We start from the raw sequence: 17,085 nt of genomic DNA on the forward strand, positions 1-17,085 counted from the left end.
TGTCTCGTCACCCGGCGGAGAAGAAGGTTGGGGTTCGTCGCATGGAATGCTGCTCGTCGCGACTGAATGTCGTCGTCGATGGTCGCCTCGAGCCGCGCGCCGCGAGGGCTGAGCCGTGAACCAGCTCATCGGCGATGCCCTCCCGCTGGCGCTGGGCATCGCGATCAGTCCGATCCCCGTCATCGCGACGATCCTCATGCTGCTCTCCCCCGAGGCGAGGCGCACGAGCATCGGCTTCCTGCTCGGATGGACCGCGGGCATCATCGTCGCGGTCGTCGTCTTCACGCTGCTCAGCTCGATCCTGCCCGCCGAGCAGTCCGACGCGACCAGGATCGCCAACGCTCTCGTGAAGCTCGTGCTCGGCGCGCTGCTCCTGCTCCTCGCGGTGAGGCAGTGGCGGGGCCGTCCGCGCGGCGGCGCGGAGCCGAAGCTGCCGAAGTGGATGTCGGCGATCGACACCATGACCGCCGGCAGGGCGGCCCTGCTGGCGTTCGCCCTCGCGGCGATCAACCCGAAGAATCTGCTGCTCGCCGCCTCCGCCGGGATCCTGCTCGGGCAGGCGGCGAGCGCCGGGGCCGCCGTCGCGGCGATCGCCGTCTTCGTCGTCATCGCAGCCTCCACCGTCGCGGCTCCCGTCGTCGCCTATCTCGCGGCGTCGAGCCGGATGACGGGAGTGCTCGAATCGCTCCGGGCCTGGCTCGTCAGGAACAACACGACCATCATGACGATCCTGCTGCTCGTCATGGGGGTCTCGGTGATCGGCAAGGGGATCGCGGCGTTCTGACGATGCTGCCCGAATGCCGCCGTTCCCCGGGCGGCGAGCGGCGGTCAGGCGGCGTCCGCGGGTCCGGTCAGCGCGGCTCCTCCGTGTCCATGGGAGCCCCGCGGCTGCGGGGTCCTGCGCCGATGCCGTGCAGCAGCACGGCGACGAGGGCGGGGATGTCGCCGCGGTCGGCGCGCTGGGTCACCGCGGCGGAGACGTGGGCGATCAGCAGCTGCGTGACGACGTCGAGATCGATGCCGGGTCGGAGGGCGCCGGCGTCGAAAGCCGCGTCGAGCATGCCCCGGATGGCCTGGCGCAATTGACGTGCGAAGACCCGGTCGAGTTGTGCTGCGATCACGGGATCGCTTCCGCTCGCCTCGTTCAAGGCCCGGAACAACTCGAGGAACCGCGGTGTCTCCAGAGCGTCGTACGATTCCTCGAGCCAAGCGGTGAGGTCCGCGCGTGGATCACCGGTGGCCGGCGCGTGAAAGCTCGGCAGCGTGAGGTAGCCCTCGACCGCGCACTCGGCGAGCACCGCCGCCTTCGACGGCCACCAGCGATAGACGGTCTGCTTCGCGACGCGGGCGCGCGCCGCGATCGCGTCGATGCTCGTTTGGGCGGCACCGACCTCCTGGAAGAGAGAGCTCGCCGCTCGGAGTACGGCGACGCGGCGCTCGGCGCTTCTGGGCCGGCCTCGGGGCGCGGTGGCGGGACTCATGCGAGCTGTGCGGAGAGCCACTGGCGCGCCCGTGCCCGCACCTCCTGAGCGGGCGCGGAGGCGAGCGCCCAGGTCTCGAACCCGTGCGGCGCATTCGGGACCACGTCGAGCCGCGCTGGGACGCCCGCGGCTTCCAGCCTGGCGGCGTAGTCCTCGATCTCCGCGCGGAACAACTCGATGGACCCCGCGTCGAGCCAGGCCGGAGGCAGTCCCGCGAGATCCCGGCGCCGAGCGGGAACGGCGTACGGCGGCGGTTCCGGGTCGGCCGACGCGCGACCGAGGTAGGCGTGCCAGCCGAAACGGTTCTCGACGTTCGTCCAGACCGGATGCTCGGGTTCGTCGAGTTCTCGCTTCGCGGCGGTCCGATCGTCGAGCATCGGGCAGAAGAGCCACTGCGCGGCCGGCCGGATGCCGCCGCGGTCGTGGAGGCGCTGCGCGAGCGCCGCGGCGAGTCCGCCGCCGGCGCTCTGACCGCCGACGGCCACCCGGGCCGGGTCCACTCCGAGCTCCGACGCGTGCTCGAGCAGCCAGTCCCAAACGGCCGAGACGTCGTCCAGCGGCGCGGGGAACGGGTGTCGCGGCGCCAGGCGGTAGTCCGCCGAGACCACCACGATGCCCAGTTCGCTCGCGGTCTCCCCGCAGAGGGCATCGTCGATCTTCGAGTTCCCGATCACGTAGCCGCCGCCGTGGATCCAGAGCAGGGCCGCGCCAGGCTGCTCGCCCCGGTGATCGGGGGTGTGGATCCGCCCGCGCACCGAGCCGCTGCGCAGAGTCGTGATGGTCACGCCCGGCGCGGGCCTCGCGGGCAGGAGCCGCAGTGCGAGCGCGGAGATCCCGCGCACCAGCGGATTGCGAGGATTGCTGCGCGGCAGCTTCTCCAGAGCCGGACGGATGGCCGGGTCGATCTCGAAGGCCGCGCTGCTCATCGCGCCGCCTCCACCCACTCGGCCACGAGGTCCAGAACGACGCCCCCGGCGCGATCGTTCAGGTGGACGCCGTCGACGAGGAGCTCCATGCCGCGTCGGGTGGAGATCCGATCCCAGCTGTGACCGAGGAGGCGATGCGCGAGCATGCCGCGGATCATCGCCGCCGTGTCGAGCCGGTACGGAGGCTTCTCGCGCTCCGGGGTCAGCCGAGCGGCCAGTCGGTCGTAGAGGGGCAGCACCGGCACGCCGTGGCGCTCGGCGAGCAGGTCGATGCGGACGTTGTGGGCGCGCACCCGCTCGTTCACCTCCGTGTCCAACTGCTCGCCGATCGGCGGGATGTGGATCACGGCGATGTTCGCGGCGGTCTCCTGCCGCAGGCGCGTGAGCAGCAGCTCGTACTGCTCGGTGAACCAGTCGATGGCGGGGGTGCGGGGGATCCCCTGCTGCTTCCGATACAGCGCCTCGTGGCGGGGGCTCAGCGTGCCCGACACGTCATTCGTGCCGATGAGGATCGGCACGAAATCGGGGTCGGCGGCGGTCACCGCGTCGAGACGTTGCACCAGGTTCCACGCCAGGTTCCCGTTCAGACCGGCATTGACCACGTGGACGCCGCTCGCGGCGAGGCGGTCGGCGAGATGACCGACCCAGGGCGCGCTGATCTGCCCGTGGGTGATGCTGTCGCCGAACGCGACCAACAGGGTTCCAGAGCGGTCGGCGGCCGAGTAGGACTCGATTCGCGTGGCGATGGGGGCTTGCGCCATGATGCTCCTTTGCATCAAACTGATTTACGAGACGTATGTCTCGAATATCCCATATCGTACGGACGACCGTCTCCTCGCACAAGTCGCGTCCGCTCGTACGCCCGACGGTCTGGGTTGCCCCGTGGTCACGGTCGCCGATGCGGTCGCCGACCGAATCCTCGACGCGCGAGACCGCTCGCTCGCCGGCCTCCTCCGCCTCGGCGGCCGGACCGGCCCGCCGCAGACGTCCTCGTCCGTCCCAGCGCCCGACCACGACCCGAGACCGAGGAGTCAACTATGAAGTCCGTCCGTGTGACCGCCCCCGACACCAACGAGTGGGTCGACATCGACACGCCCACCGCCGGTCCCGCCGACGTGCTGCTCAAGATCAAGGCCTGCGGCATCTGCGGGTCCGATGCGTTCTACAGCACCAACGGCGGGATCCCGCCCCGGGTGGGCGCCACGCCGCTCGGGCACGAGCCCGCGGCCGAGGTGGTCGAGGTCGGTGCCGAGGTCTCCGGCCTCGAAGTCGGCGATCACGTGGTCGTCGACACGATGGCGCTCACCGACGGCCTGCTCGGCTCGGGCGGCGCCCAGGGCGCGCTCTCGGAGTACGTCGTGATCTACGAGGCGGAGGTCGGCCGTCAGCTCAGGGTCGTCCCCAAGGACGTGCCGTGGGATGTCGTCGCGTTGAACGAGCCGATGGCCGTCGCCCTCCACGCGGTCAACCGCACCGATCCGAAGCCCGGCGACCGCGTGGTGGTCTTCGGCGCCGGGCCGATCGGTCTCGGCTATCGTCGCCGGGGCGTCGCGCATATCGTCGTCGTCGACATCCTCGCGGCGCGCCTGGGGAAGGCGCTTCAGGTCGGCGCCGACGCGGTGATCAACTCGGCCGAGGAGGACCTCGCCGCGCGTCTGGTCGAACTGCACGGCGACGGCGCGACCGTCTTCAACCGCGGCACGCGGGCCGGCACCGACATCTTCCTCGATGCCGCCGGTGCCCCCAGCATCCCGTCCGCCGCCGCCGCCGCGATCGCCAAGCAGGGGGCGACGCTGGGCATCGTCGCGGTCCACAAGCGTCCGGTCGAACTCGATTTCGGCAGCATTCTCACCTCCGAGCTGACGCTCGTATGGTCGATGGGCTACCCCACCGAGATCTTCGAGGTGACCGACGACATCGTCGAGAACTGGGAGAAGTACGCGGTCATCATCAGCGACCGTCTCCCCTTCGATCGGGCGCTCGAAGCGCTCGATCTCGCGAGGACCCCCGGCGCGGCCGACAAGGTGGTGGTGACCTTCGACTGATCCGGTCGGGTCGGCGCCGCGTGCGCTAGTGCTCCGCGGCGGAGCTCCGGGAGCGGGGGATGAGCGCGGCGAGGGCGGTGCACACCGCCGCCGCGACGAGCCCGAGGATGAAGGCCGTCTGGAATCCGCTGGCGTCGGGCTGGGATTCGCCGCCGACCTCGATGACGGATTGCGCGAGCACCGTCGCGATGACCGCTGACGCCGTCGCCGTTCCCAGCCCGCGCATGAGCGTGTTCAGGCCGTTGGCGGCGCCGGTCTCCGAGGCGGGCACGGCGCGCATGATCAGCGTCGGCATCGCCGCGTACCCCAACCCGATCCCGATCCCGATCATCAGGTTGATCGTGAGGATGTGCCAGGTGGCGAGGTCGGTGAGCACCGCGATCGCATAGCCGACGGCGATGATGGCCGCGCCGAGGACGAGCAGCGGCTTGGGGCCCCAGCGACGCTCGACCCGCCCGGCGACCGGCGACATCAGGAGCATCGCGAGCCCGGACGGCATGAGGATGAAGCTGGCCTGCAGCAGGGGGAGCCCCAGTCCGCCCGCCCGAACCGGGAGCTCGAGGAGCTGGGGGAAGGCGATCTGCGCCGCGAAGAGGGCGAACCCCATCGCGATCGAGGCGAGGTTGGTCATGAGCACCGGCGCCCGTGCGCTGACGCGCAGGTCGACGAGCGGGTCCGCGACGCGCAGCTCGTACCAGCCCCACAGCACCAGCACGACCGCGCCCCCGATGAGGAAGACGAGGGTCGGCGGGGCGCCCCATCCCCACTCGTTGCCGCGCGAGATCGCCAGGAGGATCCCGGTGAGCCCGACCGAGAGTCCGATCACGCCGACGGTGTCGATGCGGCCCCCGGTGCGCAGCGTGCTGGGCGGCACGAGCCGCCACATCAGCAGGAGCGCGAGCGCGCCGAGCGCGGACGCCATCCAGAACAGCGCGTGCCAGTCGTAGTGCTCGCTCACGTAGGCGCTGATGGGGAGGCCGAGTGCGCCGCCGACGCCCAGGGTGGCGCTGACCAGGGCGACCGCGGATCCGAGTCGATCCGAGTCGAGGAGATCGTGCAGGATGGAGATGCCGAGGGGGATCACCCCCATTCCGAGCCCCTGCAGTCCGCGTCCGATGATCAGGGGCGTCACCGTCGGTGAGAGTGCGGCGACGAGGGAGCCGAGCACCAGCAGCGCCATGAGCACGAGGGCGACGCGCCGCTTGCCGAACATGTCCCCGAGCCTGCCGGAGATCGGCGTGCAGATCGCCGAGGCGAGCATGGTGATGGTGATCACCCAGGCGGTGTCGTCGCGCGAGGCCGAGAGGAGCTCGGGCAGCTCGGCCTGCAGCGGGATGAGGATCGTCTGCATGAAGGAGGCGCACATGCCGGCGAAGGCGAGGGCGCCGACGACCGCCCTCGGATGCGGCGCGCGCGTGGACGAAGGTCCGGCTGGCGTGGTCATGCGGGTGGGCTCCTGGCGGTCGACGATCACGAGTGAGACGTAGTCTCAAGCAGGAAGCACCATATCAGATAAACAACGCCGTCTCACCGCGTTATACTTCGGCTATGCCCGCCGACATCCGTGAACGTGCGCGCGACACGCTGCGCTTCGAGCTCGCGGAGGCGATGTGCCGGCTCTTCGCCGAGCGCGGCTTCGCCGAGGTCACGGTCGAGGAGGCCGCAGCGGCCGCGGGCATCTCCCGGGCGACCTTCTTCCGCTACTTCGGCTCCAAGGAGGACGCGGTCCTCGTCGCCGTCGACGCCGCCGCTCTCGACTACGGTGCCGCGATGGCGGCCGTGCCGCAGCACCCGGGGGAATCGCACTGGGCGCTGCTCGGACGCGTCTTCTCGCGCACGCTCGAGGGGTCGGACACGCCGGAGGTGCGCGCGCGTCTGCGCATGATCTACGGCACGATGTCGCTGCGCGTGCGCTTGGCGGAGCGGAGGATCAGGCGAGAGGCGTCGCTCTCCGAGGCGCTGCGCGACCGGATCGCCGACCCGGCTCAGGCGCGCGCGATCACGGTGGCGGCGCTCGCGGTGTTCGATCTCGCCTGGCGCGAGTGGGCCGAGGGCGATGAACGCCCGCTCGCCGCCATCGTTCACGACGCGTTCGCCGCGCTCGACGGCGCCGTGCCGCGCGACCGCTCCGCGGGTCGCGAGACCCGCTCGCGTTGACAGGGCGACCGGGAGCGGTCATACTTAATGTTGCGTTATAGCGTTCAAGCGTTTCTTATAAAGGAACATTCCCGGTTCTGATCCGACTGCTTGAACGTCCGGACGGTGCATCGCCGTTGGGCACCCCGAAACCACGAAGATGTGAAAGGAGTCAGACGATTCATGTCTGTCATCGATGTTGATCGGACACGATCGCTGCGCGCCGATCGCGACGACGCCCGGGATGCCGCGGGAGCCGCGGCATCCCCCGCTGCGATCGCCCTGCCCGCGACCCTGCGAATCCTGTTCGGCGGTGAGATGGGAAACGCCGAGATCGTCGCCGACACGGCCGGCGAGGTCCTGGCCGACCACGGCCAGGAGGCCGAGTGCGTGGCGTTGAACGACCAGCCCGTGAACGAGCTCGCGGATCTGGGGGTCGTGCTGATCGTCCTCGCCACCGCAGGCGAGGGCGATATGCCGTACCTCGCGGAGAAGTTCTGGCAGGAGCTGAACGCCGACGATTCGCTCTCGCTCGAGGGCCTGCACTACGCGGTGCTGGCGCTGGGCGACAGCGGATACACCTACTTCTGCGGAGCCGGGGTCAGCATGGATGCGCGCCTGGCGGAGCTCGGGGCGACGCGGATCGCCGAGCGCGTGGACTGCGATGTGAACTACGAGGCGCCCGCGAACGAGTGGATCGCCGCCCGCGTCGAACAGCTCGTGCGCGTCCCGGGCGACGCTTCCGGGGACGAGGCGGGCGAGGCGCCGCCCGCGAGCAGTGCTCACCAGCTCGCCGCGGCGCAGTGGACTCGGGATCATCCCTTCTCGGCGAAGCTGCTCGCCGCCCGCCTGCTCTCCGGCCCCGGCAGCGCGAAGGAGATCCGTCACTACGAGCTCGACCTCGCCGGCAGCGGCATCGAGCATCACCCGGGGGACTCGCTGGCGATCGTCCCGACGAACGACCCGGTCGCCGTGCAGCGCTTCCTCGAAGCCGCAGGGGTGCCGGGGTCCGCGCGTGCCGAGGGCGAGACGATCCACGACCTCGCGGAGCAGCGCTGGGAGCTGCGCTTCCCCTCGGGGGCCCTGCTCGAGGCGGTCGCCGAACGGGCCCCGGAGAGCGAGCTGGCGCGCGCGCTCGCCGCCGAGGGCCACGCCGCGGGAGAGGAATGGATCAGGGATCACGGGGTGTGCGAGACGCTTCGGCTGCTGCCCGCGCCACTGACCGCCGACGAGCTCGCCGCGGTGATGAGCCCGATCCGCTATCGGGCCTATTCCATCGCCTCGAGCCCGCGCCGTTGCGGTGACGTGGTGCATCTCACGGTCGCGACGCAGAGGAATCCGGCGGACGCGCCGCTCCCCTCGGGCGTCGGCAGCGGCTATCTCGCCGATCGCGTGCGGATCGGCGACGAGATCCGCGTCTTCCCGCTTCCGAACCGCGCGTTCCGCCTCCCCATGTCTCCCGAGTCGCCGATCGTCATGGTGGGGCCCGGTGTCGGCGTCGCGCCGTTCCGCGCGTTCCTCATGGATCGCGAGCAGACGCCCGGGCGCGGACCGGCCTGGCTCTTCTACGGCGACCAGCACGAGGCCACCGACTTCAGCTATCGCGAGGAGTGGCAGGCGTTCCTCGCGAACGGCGCGCTCACCCGCCTCGACACGGCCTTCTCCCGCGATCAGGAGCACCGGATCTACGTGCAGGATCGCATGCGCGAGCGGGGCGCGGAACTCTTCGCCTGGCTCCGCGACGGCGCCACCTTCTACGTGTGCGGCGATGGGAAGCGGATGGCCGCCGACGTCGACGCCGCCCTGAACGAGATCGTCGCGGCCGAACTCGGCGTCGAGCAGGCGGCGGAGTTCATCGAGACGCTGCACCGGGAGAAGCGCTACCTCCGAGACGTCTACTGAGGCGCTGCCCGCTTCGCCGGCTCCCCGCCGAGCGCTGCGCCGTCGTCGCCCGCGATCAGTCGATCGTCTCGGCGAGCGGCTCCGCGCGCACGAGGCAGAGGGCGAGGGCCGCGGCCAGCGCGATCGGCACCATCAGGGCGTAGACGGGGGTCAGCGCGTCGTTGTAGCTCGCGATCACCAGTTCGCCGAGGTCCGCCGGAAGCGCGGCGACCGCGTCGGGGCTCGGCGAATCGCCGATCGCCGCGCGCGCGACCGCGGGGAGACGGTCGTCGAGGTTCCGAGTCAGTCCGCCGACGAAGACGGTGCCCGCGAGCGAGGTGCCGACCATTCCGCCGATCTGGCGGAACAGGCTGGATCCCGCGGTCGCGACGCCGACGATCCCGTGGGGGAACGAGTTCTGCACGATGAGGATGAGGTTCTGGAAGCAGCCGCCGAGACCGAGCCCGATCAGTCCGACCGAACCGCAGATCCAGACGAGCGAGCTGTCGGGGGTCATCGAGCTGAGGCCGATCATCCCGACCGCGATGAGCAGGGTCCCGAGGATCGGATAGATCTTGTACCGTCCCGTGTGCGAGATGAGCTGGCCCGTCAGCGTGCTGGCGAGCAGCGTGCCCCCGGACATCGGGATCATGAGCAGTCCCGCCTCGGCGGGGGAGGCGCCGAAGACCATCTGCAGGTAGCTCGGGAGGTAGGCGATGGTGGCGAACATCTGCATGCCGATGCCGATCGAGGCGGCGCTCGTGAGGACGAAGTTGCGATCGCGGAACAGCTCCACGGGGAGGATGGGGTGCCGAGCGCGGCGCTCCACGACGACGAAGATGATGATGGCGGCGAGGCAGACGGCGATGAGACCGAGCATCATCGCGGAGTCCCAGGCGTACGCGCTGCCGCCCCAGACGACGGTGAGCGCGAGCGAAGTGGTCGCGATCGAGATGAGCGCCATCCCCCAGACGTCGATCCGCAGGGACGCCGGTGAGGGCCTCCTGGGGATGCGGAGCAGGGTGAGCACGCCGATGCTCGCGACGACTCCGAGTGCGACGTTGAGCCAGAACGTCGAGCGCCACCCCGGACCCTGCGCGAGCACGCCGCCGATGAACGGCCCGAGCAGGGAGGCGAGCGTCGAGACGGCCGCGAGGATGCCGGCGTAGAAGCCGCGCCGACGCGCGGGCAGGATGTCCGCCAGCGCCGCGGCGGGCAGCACGGTGAGGCCGCCGCTGCCGATGCCCTGGACGACGCGGCCGGCGATGAGCCAGCTCATGTCGGGGGCGACGGCGCCGATGACGGAGCCGATGACGAAGGCTGCGATGGCGAAGAGCAGCAGCGGGCGACGTCCGAGGGCGTCGCTGAGCCTGCCGTAGATCGGCATCGTCGGGATCGACGCGAGCATGTAGGCCGCGATCACCCAGGGCATCTCGCCCAGACCGTCCAGATCCGCGACGAGGACGGGGAGCGCGGGGGTGAAGACCGTCGTGTTCAGCTGGGAGAGCAGCGTGACGAGGCCGAGCGATACGAAGAGCAGGGCCAGGCTCGCGCCCCGGGCTCCGCGGCGATCGATGGGCGTTCCGGCCATCGGCGAACTCTTGTCGCGGTCGAACCGACGGCGGGTTCAGCGCGCCGGCACGCCGCCGGCCAGCCTCTCGAGTTCGGCGGTGAGCTGTGCGGCGGATTCGCCGGCCGTGAGCAGGCGACGAGCCAGGTTGAGCCCGCGCACCCAGTTCACGGTGACGACGCCGGTGACGTCACCCGAGGCGGCGGTGTGCACCACGGCGGTCCGACCCTGAGCGCCGAGGTCGCCGACGACGATCGAGGAGCCCTCCGGATCCCGCCAACCGATCGAGTGGACCTTCCAGTCGTATTGATCGGACCAGACGTAGTCGGTGGAGTCGTACGGCGCGCCGTCGCCCTGGGCGATCGCGGTGGCCGCGTAGCGGGCCTGGTCGCTGGCGTTGGTCCAGTGCTCGGCGCGAATCGCGGTGCCCCGTCGGGGATGCGGCCAGCGCGCGACATCGCCGATGGCGTAGACGTCCTCGGCTCCGATCGCGCGAAGGTTGCCGTCGGTGACCACTCCGTTGTCGAGCGTCAGTCCGCTTCCCTCGAGCCAGGCGGTGCCGGGGATCGAGCCGATGCCGACCACGGCGGCTCCGGTCTCGAGGCGGCTGCCGTCGGCGAGGAGCACCGTCAGATCGTCCTCCCGCCCCCGGATGTCCGCGACTCCGACCCCGAAACGGGTCTTGGCGCCGTTGCGCTCGTGCAGATCCACGAGGCTGCCGGCGATCTCGGGGCCCACGAGGCGAGCCATCGGCTCGGGAACGGGGTCGACCACGGTCACGTCGCAGCCGAAGCCGATGGCGGCCGCGGCGATCTCGGTGCCGATGAAGCCGCCGCCCACCACGACGAGCGGCTTCCCCGTCTGCAGGCGCGCGGCGATGGCGCGCGAGTCGTCGAGGGTCCGCAACTGGTAGACACCCGATTCCGGCTGCCACGGAGAGGGCCGGGCTGCCGCGCCGGTGGCGATGACGAGCACGTCGAAGGGCGCGGAGGCTCCGTCCGCGAGCTCGACGACGCGGCGGTCGAGGTCGAGTCGCTCCGCCGCGACGCCGAGACGCAGCGTCACCTCGGCGGCTTCGAGTTCGGCCGCGGTCGTGAGCCGGAACCCGGCGACGGTCTCGTCCGACCAGTCCGAGGCCAGGAGGTCCTTCGACAGCGGCGGGCGATCGTAGGGGAGCTCCGCTTCGGCGCCGATCAGCGTGATCGGGCCGACATGGCCGGCGGCCCGCAGACCCTCGGCGGCTCGGGTGCCGGCGAGGGAGGCGCCGATGATCACGACATGACGGCCGGCGGCTGGTGAACTCATCGTGTTGATCCTTTACCTCTGGTGACTGCTCGTGGGCCGGCGGGCGGGCGCGCCGAATCGGCGGCGTCGCACTTCGCGCGACCCGACTCTTCTTCTTTGAACGGAACAGTTGGTCGCTATAACGCAACATCATCAGTATGTACCCTTCGCGAAGCCGATGTCAACGCGTGCGCACCCGCCCCGGTCGGGCCGGGGTGCCGGGGGCGGCGCTCAGCGGCGCACGATGCCGGTGCGCGGGTCGCGATCTCCGGTGAGGTACTGCGTGATCCTGCCTGCGGCCTGCGTGACGAGGCTGGCGAGCGAGGCCGAGTAGGCCGCGTTGAAGCGCGCCTCGGGCATCGAGATGCCGATCGATCCCACGACGTTCCCCGACGGGCCGAAGAGCGGCGACGCGATCGCGATCGCCCCCTCGATCCGTTCTCCGTGGGTGATGGCGTACCCCTCCTTCGAGATGGTGGCCAGCCGGGCTCGGAGCTCCGCGGGATCGACGAGGGTGCGATCGGTGAGCGCCTCGATCCGTCCGTTCACCACCTCGTCGACGATGTCGTCGGGGAGATAGGCGAGGATCGCGAGCCCGCTCGCGCCCGCGTAGAGGGGGATCCACTGCTTGAGCGGAAGCGTGTACCTCAGCGGGTGCGGGGACTCGACGGTCAGCGAGAACATCATGTGGTGCCGGGATTCGCCGTAGACGGCGAAGAAGGATGACTCGCCGCTCTGCTCGGTGAGCTCCTGCAGGGTGTCGGTCGAGACCTCCTGCAGTGGATAGCGGTCCACCGTCGTCCAGGCGAGGCGCAGGAACTCGAGCCCGAGGCGATAGGAGCCGTGAGCGGTGCGCGAGACGAGTCCCAGGCTCTCGAGGTCGGTGATCAGGCGATGCACGGTACTGGGGCTCACGCCGAGACGGCCGGCCAGTTCGCGCACGCCGTGGACGTCCTGATCGCTGTCGACCATCATGGTGAGCAGTTCGATACCGCGCGCCAGCGGATGGCGGCGCCGTTTCCCCTGCTCCGGTTCGCCTGCGAGCGTCGCGGGCCCGTCACTCATCTGTCCTCGCCCCACTCCGCTCGCCGGCAATCGGTCCGCTTGACTTTCCGCTTTCACACGTGGCATCCTAGTTCGCACTAGAGCCGAACGAGTGTTCTGTTGTAAACAACACTAGTCTACGTGTCGCACGCTCTGGGTCGCAATGTTCGGCGGCGCTGCGACCGGCAGCCGAAGTTCTCTCCAGGCCATCACACGCAGGCGATCATAAGCAAAAGGAAGCGATTTCGATGACGATATCACGGCGGATTTCCGGCGACGGGCGGGGCATGCGATGAGCGGCGAGGGACGGGTGGCGGTCGTCTCCGGAGGCGCCGCCGGCATCGGCTATTCGATCGCCGAGCGGCTTGCGGCCGACGGATTCATCGTGGCGATCCTCACGCGCACCGAAGGAGCCGCGGAGCAGGCGGCCGAGGAGATCGGGCGCGGTGGCGGGAACGCCCGCGGGTACCGCGCCGATGTCGGCGACCGGGCCCAGGTCGATGCGGTGCTCGCCCGGATCCGCGACGATCTCGGCCCGCTCTCGGTCGTCGTGGCGAACGCGGCGGTGGCGCCCAAGAGACCGTTCCTCGAGACCACGCAGGAGGAGTGGGAGAACACGCTGCGGATCAACCTGACGGGCACCTTCAACCTGGTGCAGGCCGGCCTGCCCGACCTGCTCGCCGCCGGAGCGGGACGGGTGATCCTCATCTCGTCGTCGAGCGCCCAGCGCGGCGCTCCCCAGATGGCCGCGTACGCGTCGTCGAAGGGTGGACAGCTGGCGATGACCAAAGCGCTCGCGATGGAGTTCTCGAAGCAGGGCATCACGGTGAACACGGTGGTGCCGTCGTCGATCGACACGCCGAGCGTGGCGAAGAAACGGGCCGAGGGCCAGCTGCCCTCCGCCGAGGAGATGAGCAAGTTCATCCCGGTCGGACGCATGGGAACGGGGGCGGATATCGCGGGCGCGGTCTCGTATCTGGCTTCCGAAGATGCGTCGTACGTCACGGGACAGACCCTCAGCGTCAACGGTGGATCCTTCATCGGCTGAGCGGTCGGCGACTGCGCCGATGGACCGCCCGAGCCGCGGGTCCCTGCGCTGGGCGATTCGGGATTCGTTCCTGCGCTATGTCACCGTGATCGCCGCGGGCCGTGTGCAGGTCGACGGCGTGGAGCGCGACGGGGAGGGGCGGTTCGTCTTCCCCCTGCGCGCGGTAGGCCGAGAGGGGGACGACTGGCATCTCTCCTTCGGCGGTTCGGTGCGCTTCACCGCCCACAACGGCTTCCTCGACGTGCTGGTGGCCGCGCCGGAGGTGCTGATCGGCCCCGGGGGAGGAGTGCTGGCGACGCACCGTCGCGAGGACGAGGCGTCGCTCACCCCCCTCGTCGAGCTCGACCCCGGCGAGCCGGAGTTCGACGGCGACTCCGCGGTCTGGCCGTCGATCGCCACCAGACTGCTGGAGGCGGGCGCTGAGCAGTTCGGCGGCGCCTATCAGGCCGGTGCGGATCTGGCGCCGATCGCGATGAGGATGGAGCGCAGGAGGCCCGTAGACTGATCAGCATGTCTTCCGCTCAGGCCGATCCCGGAACCCTCGGATCCGGGGTGAGCCGAGCCGACGGGGAGCGCGGCAACGTCCGCGGCCAGACCACGCGACTGCTGATCCTCTCCGCCGCGGAGCGGCTCTTCGCGGAGCGCGGCGTCTCGGGAGTGCCCCTGCGGGAGATCGGAAAAGCCGCGGGGCAGCGCAACCACGCCGCCGTCCAGTACCATTTCGGCGATCGGGATGAGGTGGTCCGCGCGATCATGGAGTATCGCGGAGCCGAGAGCGAGCGCACCCGAGCGGAGATCGTCGCGGCGCTGGTGCTCGGTGAGGCGGTCCCCTCCGTCGCCGACGTGGTGTCGGCGTTCGTGCGGCCGCTCGCGCTGCACATCGAGGCCGACAACCACTACCTGCGCTTCCTCTCGCTGCTGATCACGGAGGAGGGCGGATACGAGGGACTCGTGGGCGTGCACACCGGCGGGCAGGTGATGACGCTGCGCGCCCTGCTCGTGAAGCTGCTGCCGACCCTGCCCGAGGAGGTGCTGTTCGAGCGCTGGTGGGTGGCTCTCACGAGCGCGGTGCACACGCTCGCCAGGTACCAGACGACGCAGCGCAAGCGCGAACTCGCCTCTGCGGACCTCGAGCGGCGCATCGAGGATCTCGTCGCCTTCCTCGCGGCCGGGCTGGCCGCGCCCCACGACGGCCGGGGTGGATCCGCTCCCCGACCGCCGCGGGACTCCGCGTCGGCTTCCTAGTCCTCGACGACCGAGATCGAACGGCTGGGGCACACCTGCATCGCCTGCCTCGCGAGCGCCTCCTGCTCCGGTCCCTCCGGGTTCGGCCGCAGCACCTGCACGATGCCGTTGTCGTCCTGATCGAACGCGTCGGGGTCCGTGAAGACGCACTGCCCCGATCCGATGCAGGTGTGTTGCCTGGCTTCGATGCGCATGATAGCTCTCACCTCGTTGTAGATGCCACTGGGTCGATGGGTGGTTGAGTCGGTCGCCGTGCCGGAGTCGAGGCCCCGGCCGCCTACTCGGCCGCGATCGGTGCGCCGAGGGGCGCGAAGGGGCTGAACACCATCTGCTCCGCGTCGATGGCTTCGCTGTTGGAGGAGAACTCCGCACTCAGGATCTCCTGCAGCGCAGCAGCAGCGGACCCCTCGACCCGGTACACCGTGGCGTAGCGGTAGGGCAGCCGGCCCAGCAGCGCTTCGGGAATCTCGTAGCGCTGCGCGGTGAGGATCCCCGGCAGCCGCACGACCTCGGGGAGGTGCTCTTCCGTGTACCAGGCGTTGAACTCGTCCTCGCGCCCCTCGCGGGCGTTGAGCAGCGCGATGAGGATCTCGGCGGGCGCCTCCGTGCGGCTCATGAGTGCTCCTCCGCCAGCTCCCGTGCCCCGGTGAGGGCTCCGCCGTAGTCCTCGGTGGCCGTCAGCTCGTCGAGGATCTCGACGAGCTTCGCTCGTCCGCCCGGGTTGAGCAGGAACTTCCTCGGCTTCCCCTGCACGTTCGCTCCGTAGTAGTGACTGTGCTCGGCCGAGAAGATCGACTTCGGCGCGAGGTCGGCGACCATGTCCATCCAGGTCTGCTCCTGCTCCTCCGTCGGTTCGAAGACGGTGTAGCCGTGGTCCCGGGCGTGGACGAGGGTGTCGAGGATCCAGTCCGTCTGCAGCTGACTGTAGCGCGGATAGTTGCCGCCGCCCGCTCCGTGCGGGCCGCCCGGGAAGAAGAAGTTCGGCAGGTCGTGGGCCGAGAAGCCGCCGAAGTCGGAGGGACCCTCCTCCCAGTCGGTGCTGAGATCGAGCCCGTTCTTGCCCCGCACGCCCATGCGGGTGAGCGCGCCGGTGCCGAAGTCGAAGCCGGTGGCGTAGACGATGATGTCGTAGTCCCGGTGCCCGGCCGTGGTCTCGATCCCGGTCGCGTCGACGCGGACGATCGGCGTCTCCTTCAGCGATATCAGCGACGCATTCGGCCGGTTGAAGGCCTCGTAGTAACCGGTGACGAAGGGCGGGCGCTTCGCGCCGAAGAGGTGGTCCTTGGGGATGAGGCGCTCGGCGGTCTCCGGGTCCTGAACAATGCTGCGGACCTTGTCGGCCAGGAACGCGCAGAACTCGAGGTTGAGTTCGCGGTTGGTGGTCATGTCGAAGTAGTTCATGGTGAGCTTGCCGAAGCCCGGCGCGTTCCACATCCGCTCGAAGAACTCCTGGCGCTCTTCGGGGGTGTGATCGCTCGAGAACTTGCCGGAGAGCTCGTGCAGGAAGCCGGAGGGAGAGGTGCTCAGCGTGGTCACGACATCGTCCCAGTTGTCGCTGAGCCATTGCAGCTTGTCGTCGCCGAGCGGGGCATTGTTCAGCGGGGTGGTCCACGTCGGGGTGCGCTGGTAGAGATCCACCCGGGCGACGGTGCCGACGATGGCGGGCAGGATCTGGGCGCCGCTCGGTCCGTTTCCGATGATCGCCACGCGCTTGCCGGTGAAGTCGACGGGCTCGTGGGGCCAGGCGCCGGTGTGGTGGGCCTCCCCCCGGAACTCGTCCAGTCCCTCGATCTCGGGGTAGTGGGGTACGGAGAGCCCGCCGGTCGCCGAGATCACCCAGCGTGCGCGGATCTCGCGGCCCTGTTCGGTGCGGACCTTCCAGACGTTGTCGGCCTCGTCGTACACGGCGGAGACCACCCGCTGCCCGGTCGAGATCGACGGGCGGAGGTCGTAGTGGTCGACCACGAAGTTCAGGTACCGCTCGATCTCGGGCTGCGTCGCGAACTCCTCCTCCCAGCGCCACTCCTCGAAGAGCTCCTTGTCGTGGATGTAGCCGTAGGCGTAGCTCTCGGAGTCGAAGCGGGCCGCAGGGTAGCGGTTCCAGTACCAGACGCCGCCGATGCCCTGGCCGGCTTCAAGCGCCAGAGCGGAGAATCCCTCGGCGCGCGCGCGGTACAGGGCGTAGATGCCGACGACTCCCGCACCGATCACCAGCACCTCCACATCGACATCCCGGTCTGCGGTCGGTTCAGTCATTGTCGTCTTCTCCCTTGGAAAGCGTTCCGTCGTACAGGCCGATTATTAGTTAAGCTTATTATGTTAAAAGATACAAGATAGTCCGATATATCCTTTGCAATACAGCCGATCTTCACCGCTCAGCTAACTGAGCCGCTACTATCATTTCCAGAGCGTTTCGCGAACAGGG

At 69.8% G+C, this 17,085-nt stretch carries 17 protein-coding genes; 7 read left to right on the forward strand and 10 right to left on the reverse strand.

Features of this window, described 5'->3' with window-relative positions; genetic code table 11:
• Window positions 1-115: 115 nt before the first annotated feature.
• On the forward strand, window positions 116-784 hold the full coding sequence (locus J4H92_RS05025; protein ID WP_208096774.1) for a GAP family protein: 669 nt from the start codon (window positions 116-118) through the stop codon (window positions 782-784).
• A 67-nt stretch (window positions 785-851) separates the two neighbouring features.
• Here J4H92_RS05025 and J4H92_RS05030 read toward each other — a convergent pair whose 3' ends face one another.
• The 3 genes from J4H92_RS05030 to J4H92_RS05040 are packed head-to-tail and all read right to left on the reverse strand — an operon-like array spanning window position 852 to window position 3,168.
• The gene (locus J4H92_RS05030; protein WP_208096776.1) at window positions 852-1,481 is read right to left on the reverse strand and encodes a TetR/AcrR family transcriptional regulator; all 630 of its coding nucleotides are present in this window, start codon (window positions 1,479-1,481) and stop codon (window positions 852-854) included.
• The gene (locus J4H92_RS05035; RefSeq protein WP_208096778.1) at window positions 1,478-2,407 is read right to left on the reverse strand and encodes an alpha/beta hydrolase; all 930 of its coding nucleotides are present in this window, start codon (window positions 2,405-2,407) and stop codon (window positions 1,478-1,480) included. The genes J4H92_RS05030 and J4H92_RS05035 overlap by 4 nt, the downstream gene beginning before the upstream one ends.
• Window positions 2,404-3,168 (reverse strand): SGNH/GDSL hydrolase family protein, encoded by a 765-nt coding sequence (locus J4H92_RS05040; protein ID WP_208096780.1) that lies wholly within the window; start codon window positions 3,166-3,168, stop codon window positions 2,404-2,406. Before J4H92_RS05040 ends, J4H92_RS05035 begins: the two co-directional genes overlap by 4 nt.
• Window positions 3,169-3,444: 276 nt before the next feature.
• Here J4H92_RS05040 and J4H92_RS05045 point away from each other — a divergent pair, with 276 nt between their 5' ends.
• On the forward strand, window positions 3,445-4,452 hold the full coding sequence (locus tag J4H92_RS05045; RefSeq protein WP_208096782.1) for a zinc-dependent alcohol dehydrogenase: 1,008 nt from the start codon (window positions 3,445-3,447) through the stop codon (window positions 4,450-4,452).
• Window positions 4,453-4,477: 25 nt separating this feature from the next.
• On the opposite strand, the gene J4H92_RS05050 is transcribed toward J4H92_RS05045, so the two are convergent.
• Entirely contained in the window at window positions 4,478-5,896 is a 1,419-nt protein-coding gene (locus J4H92_RS05050) for an MFS transporter (protein WP_208096784.1), read from the reverse strand.
• A 104-nt stretch (window positions 5,897-6,000) separates the two neighbouring features.
• Here J4H92_RS05050 and J4H92_RS05055 point away from each other — a divergent pair, with 104 nt between their 5' ends.
• Together J4H92_RS05055 and J4H92_RS05060 are read left to right on the forward strand one after the other, a co-directional pair.
• Complete coding sequence (locus J4H92_RS05055) at window positions 6,001-6,609, forward strand: TetR family transcriptional regulator (RefSeq protein WP_208096786.1); 609 nt, start codon at window positions 6,001-6,003, stop codon at window positions 6,607-6,609.
• A gap of 162 nt (window positions 6,610-6,771) precedes the next feature.
• Entirely contained in the window at window positions 6,772-8,490 is a 1,719-nt protein-coding gene (locus J4H92_RS05060) for a diflavin oxidoreductase (protein WP_208096788.1), read from the forward strand.
• A gap of 55 nt (window positions 8,491-8,545) precedes the next feature.
• Here the strand turns inward: J4H92_RS05060 and J4H92_RS05065 are convergent, their stop codons facing one another.
• The 3 genes from J4H92_RS05065 to J4H92_RS05075 all read right to left on the reverse strand — a co-directional run bounded on the left by J4H92_RS05065 (window position 8,546) and on the right by J4H92_RS05075 (window position 12,388).
• Window positions 8,546-10,060, reverse strand: a complete 1,515-nt coding sequence (locus J4H92_RS05065) for an MFS transporter (protein WP_208096790.1) — start codon at window positions 10,058-10,060, stop codon at window positions 8,546-8,548.
• Between the two features lie 36 nt (window positions 10,061-10,096).
• Window positions 10,097-11,344 (reverse strand): NAD(P)/FAD-dependent oxidoreductase, encoded by a 1,248-nt coding sequence (locus J4H92_RS05070; RefSeq protein ID WP_208096793.1) that lies wholly within the window; start codon window positions 11,342-11,344, stop codon window positions 10,097-10,099.
• A 210-nt stretch (window positions 11,345-11,554) separates the two neighbouring features.
• Window positions 11,555-12,388: an IclR family transcriptional regulator gene (locus J4H92_RS05075; RefSeq protein WP_208096794.1), complete on the reverse strand. Its 834-nt coding sequence runs from the start codon at window positions 12,386-12,388 to the stop codon at window positions 11,555-11,557.
• 271 nt (window positions 12,389-12,659) lie between these two features.
• Here J4H92_RS05075 and J4H92_RS05080 point away from each other — a divergent pair, with 271 nt between their 5' ends.
• The 3 genes from J4H92_RS05080 to J4H92_RS05090 are packed head-to-tail and all read left to right on the forward strand — an operon-like array spanning window position 12,660 to window position 14,660.
• Entirely contained in the window at window positions 12,660-13,415 is a 756-nt protein-coding gene (locus J4H92_RS05080) for an SDR family NAD(P)-dependent oxidoreductase (protein WP_208096796.1), read from the forward strand.
• 19 nt (window positions 13,416-13,434) lie between these two features.
• Window positions 13,435-13,920, forward strand: coding sequence for an HtaA domain-containing protein (locus tag J4H92_RS05085; RefSeq protein WP_208096798.1), 486 nt, complete (start codon window positions 13,435-13,437; stop codon window positions 13,918-13,920).
• A gap of 5 nt (window positions 13,921-13,925) precedes the next feature.
• Window positions 13,926-14,660: a TetR/AcrR family transcriptional regulator gene (locus J4H92_RS05090; RefSeq protein WP_208096800.1), complete on the forward strand. Its 735-nt coding sequence runs from the start codon at window positions 13,926-13,928 to the stop codon at window positions 14,658-14,660.
• Here J4H92_RS05090 and J4H92_RS05095 read toward each other — a convergent pair.
• The 3 genes from J4H92_RS05095 to J4H92_RS05105 form a co-directional block, all read right to left on the reverse strand.
• Complete coding sequence (locus tag J4H92_RS05095) at window positions 14,657-14,854, reverse strand: ferredoxin (protein ID WP_208096802.1); 198 nt, start codon at window positions 14,852-14,854, stop codon at window positions 14,657-14,659. The genes J4H92_RS05090 and J4H92_RS05095 overlap by 4 nt on opposite strands.
• A gap of 83 nt (window positions 14,855-14,937) precedes the next feature.
• Complete coding sequence (locus tag J4H92_RS05100; protein WP_208096803.1) at window positions 14,938-15,276, reverse strand: DUF4286 family protein; 339 nt, start codon at window positions 15,274-15,276, stop codon at window positions 14,938-14,940.
• Window positions 15,273-16,916, reverse strand: coding sequence for a flavin-containing monooxygenase (locus J4H92_RS05105; RefSeq protein WP_208096805.1), 1,644 nt, complete (start codon window positions 16,914-16,916; stop codon window positions 15,273-15,275). The genes J4H92_RS05100 and J4H92_RS05105 overlap by 4 nt, the downstream gene beginning before the upstream one ends.
• Window positions 16,917-17,085: the final 169 nt, after the last annotated feature.

The sequence above is a fragment of the Leucobacter weissii genome (assembly GCF_017565745.1).
GTDB classification, from domain to species: domain Bacteria; phylum Actinomycetota; class Actinomycetes; order Actinomycetales; family Microbacteriaceae; genus Leucobacter; species Leucobacter weissii.

Excerpts from the sequence above, each read along its gene's own strand:
- J4H92_RS05030 (WP_208096776.1), bottom strand. The coding sequence starts at position 1,481 with ATGAGTCCCGCCACCGCGCCCCGAGGCCGGCCCAGAAGCGCCGAGCGC.
- J4H92_RS05035 (WP_208096778.1), bottom strand. The coding sequence starts at position 2,407 with ATGAGCAGCGCGGCCTTCGAGATCGACCCGGCCATCCGTCCGGCTCTG.
- J4H92_RS05040 (WP_208096780.1), bottom strand. The coding sequence starts at position 3,168 with ATGGCGCAAGCCCCCATCGCCACGCGAATCGAGTCCTACTCGGCCGCC.
- J4H92_RS05045 (WP_208096782.1), top strand. The coding sequence starts at position 3,445 with ATGAAGTCCGTCCGTGTGACCGCCCCCGACACCAACGAGTGGGTCGAC.
- J4H92_RS05050 (WP_208096784.1), bottom strand. The coding sequence starts at position 5,896 with ATGACCACGCCAGCCGGACCTTCGTCCACGCGCGCGCCGCATCCGAGG.
- J4H92_RS05055 (WP_208096786.1), top strand. The coding sequence starts at position 6,001 with ATGCCCGCCGACATCCGTGAACGTGCGCGCGACACGCTGCGCTTCGAG.
- J4H92_RS05060 (WP_208096788.1), top strand. The coding sequence starts at position 6,772 with ATGTCTGTCATCGATGTTGATCGGACACGATCGCTGCGCGCCGATCGC.
- J4H92_RS05065 (WP_208096790.1), bottom strand. The coding sequence starts at position 10,060 with ATGGCCGGAACGCCCATCGATCGCCGCGGAGCCCGGGGCGCGAGCCTG.
- J4H92_RS05070 (WP_208096793.1), bottom strand. The coding sequence starts at position 11,344 with ATGAGTTCACCAGCCGCCGGCCGTCATGTCGTGATCATCGGCGCCTCC.
- J4H92_RS05075 (WP_208096794.1), bottom strand. The coding sequence starts at position 12,388 with ATGAGTGACGGGCCCGCGACGCTCGCAGGCGAACCGGAGCAGGGGAAA.
- J4H92_RS05080 (WP_208096796.1), top strand. The coding sequence starts at position 12,660 with ATGAGCGGCGAGGGACGGGTGGCGGTCGTCTCCGGAGGCGCCGCCGGC.
- J4H92_RS05085 (WP_208096798.1), top strand. The coding sequence starts at position 13,435 with ATGGACCGCCCGAGCCGCGGGTCCCTGCGCTGGGCGATTCGGGATTCG.
- J4H92_RS05090 (WP_208096800.1), top strand. The coding sequence starts at position 13,926 with ATGTCTTCCGCTCAGGCCGATCCCGGAACCCTCGGATCCGGGGTGAGC.
- J4H92_RS05095 (WP_208096802.1), bottom strand. The coding sequence starts at position 14,854 with ATGCGCATCGAAGCCAGGCAACACACCTGCATCGGATCGGGGCAGTGC.
- J4H92_RS05100 (WP_208096803.1), bottom strand. The coding sequence starts at position 15,276 with ATGAGCCGCACGGAGGCGCCCGCCGAGATCCTCATCGCGCTGCTCAAC.
- J4H92_RS05105 (WP_208096805.1), bottom strand. The coding sequence starts at position 16,916 with ATGACTGAACCGACCGCAGACCGGGATGTCGATGTGGAGGTGCTGGTG.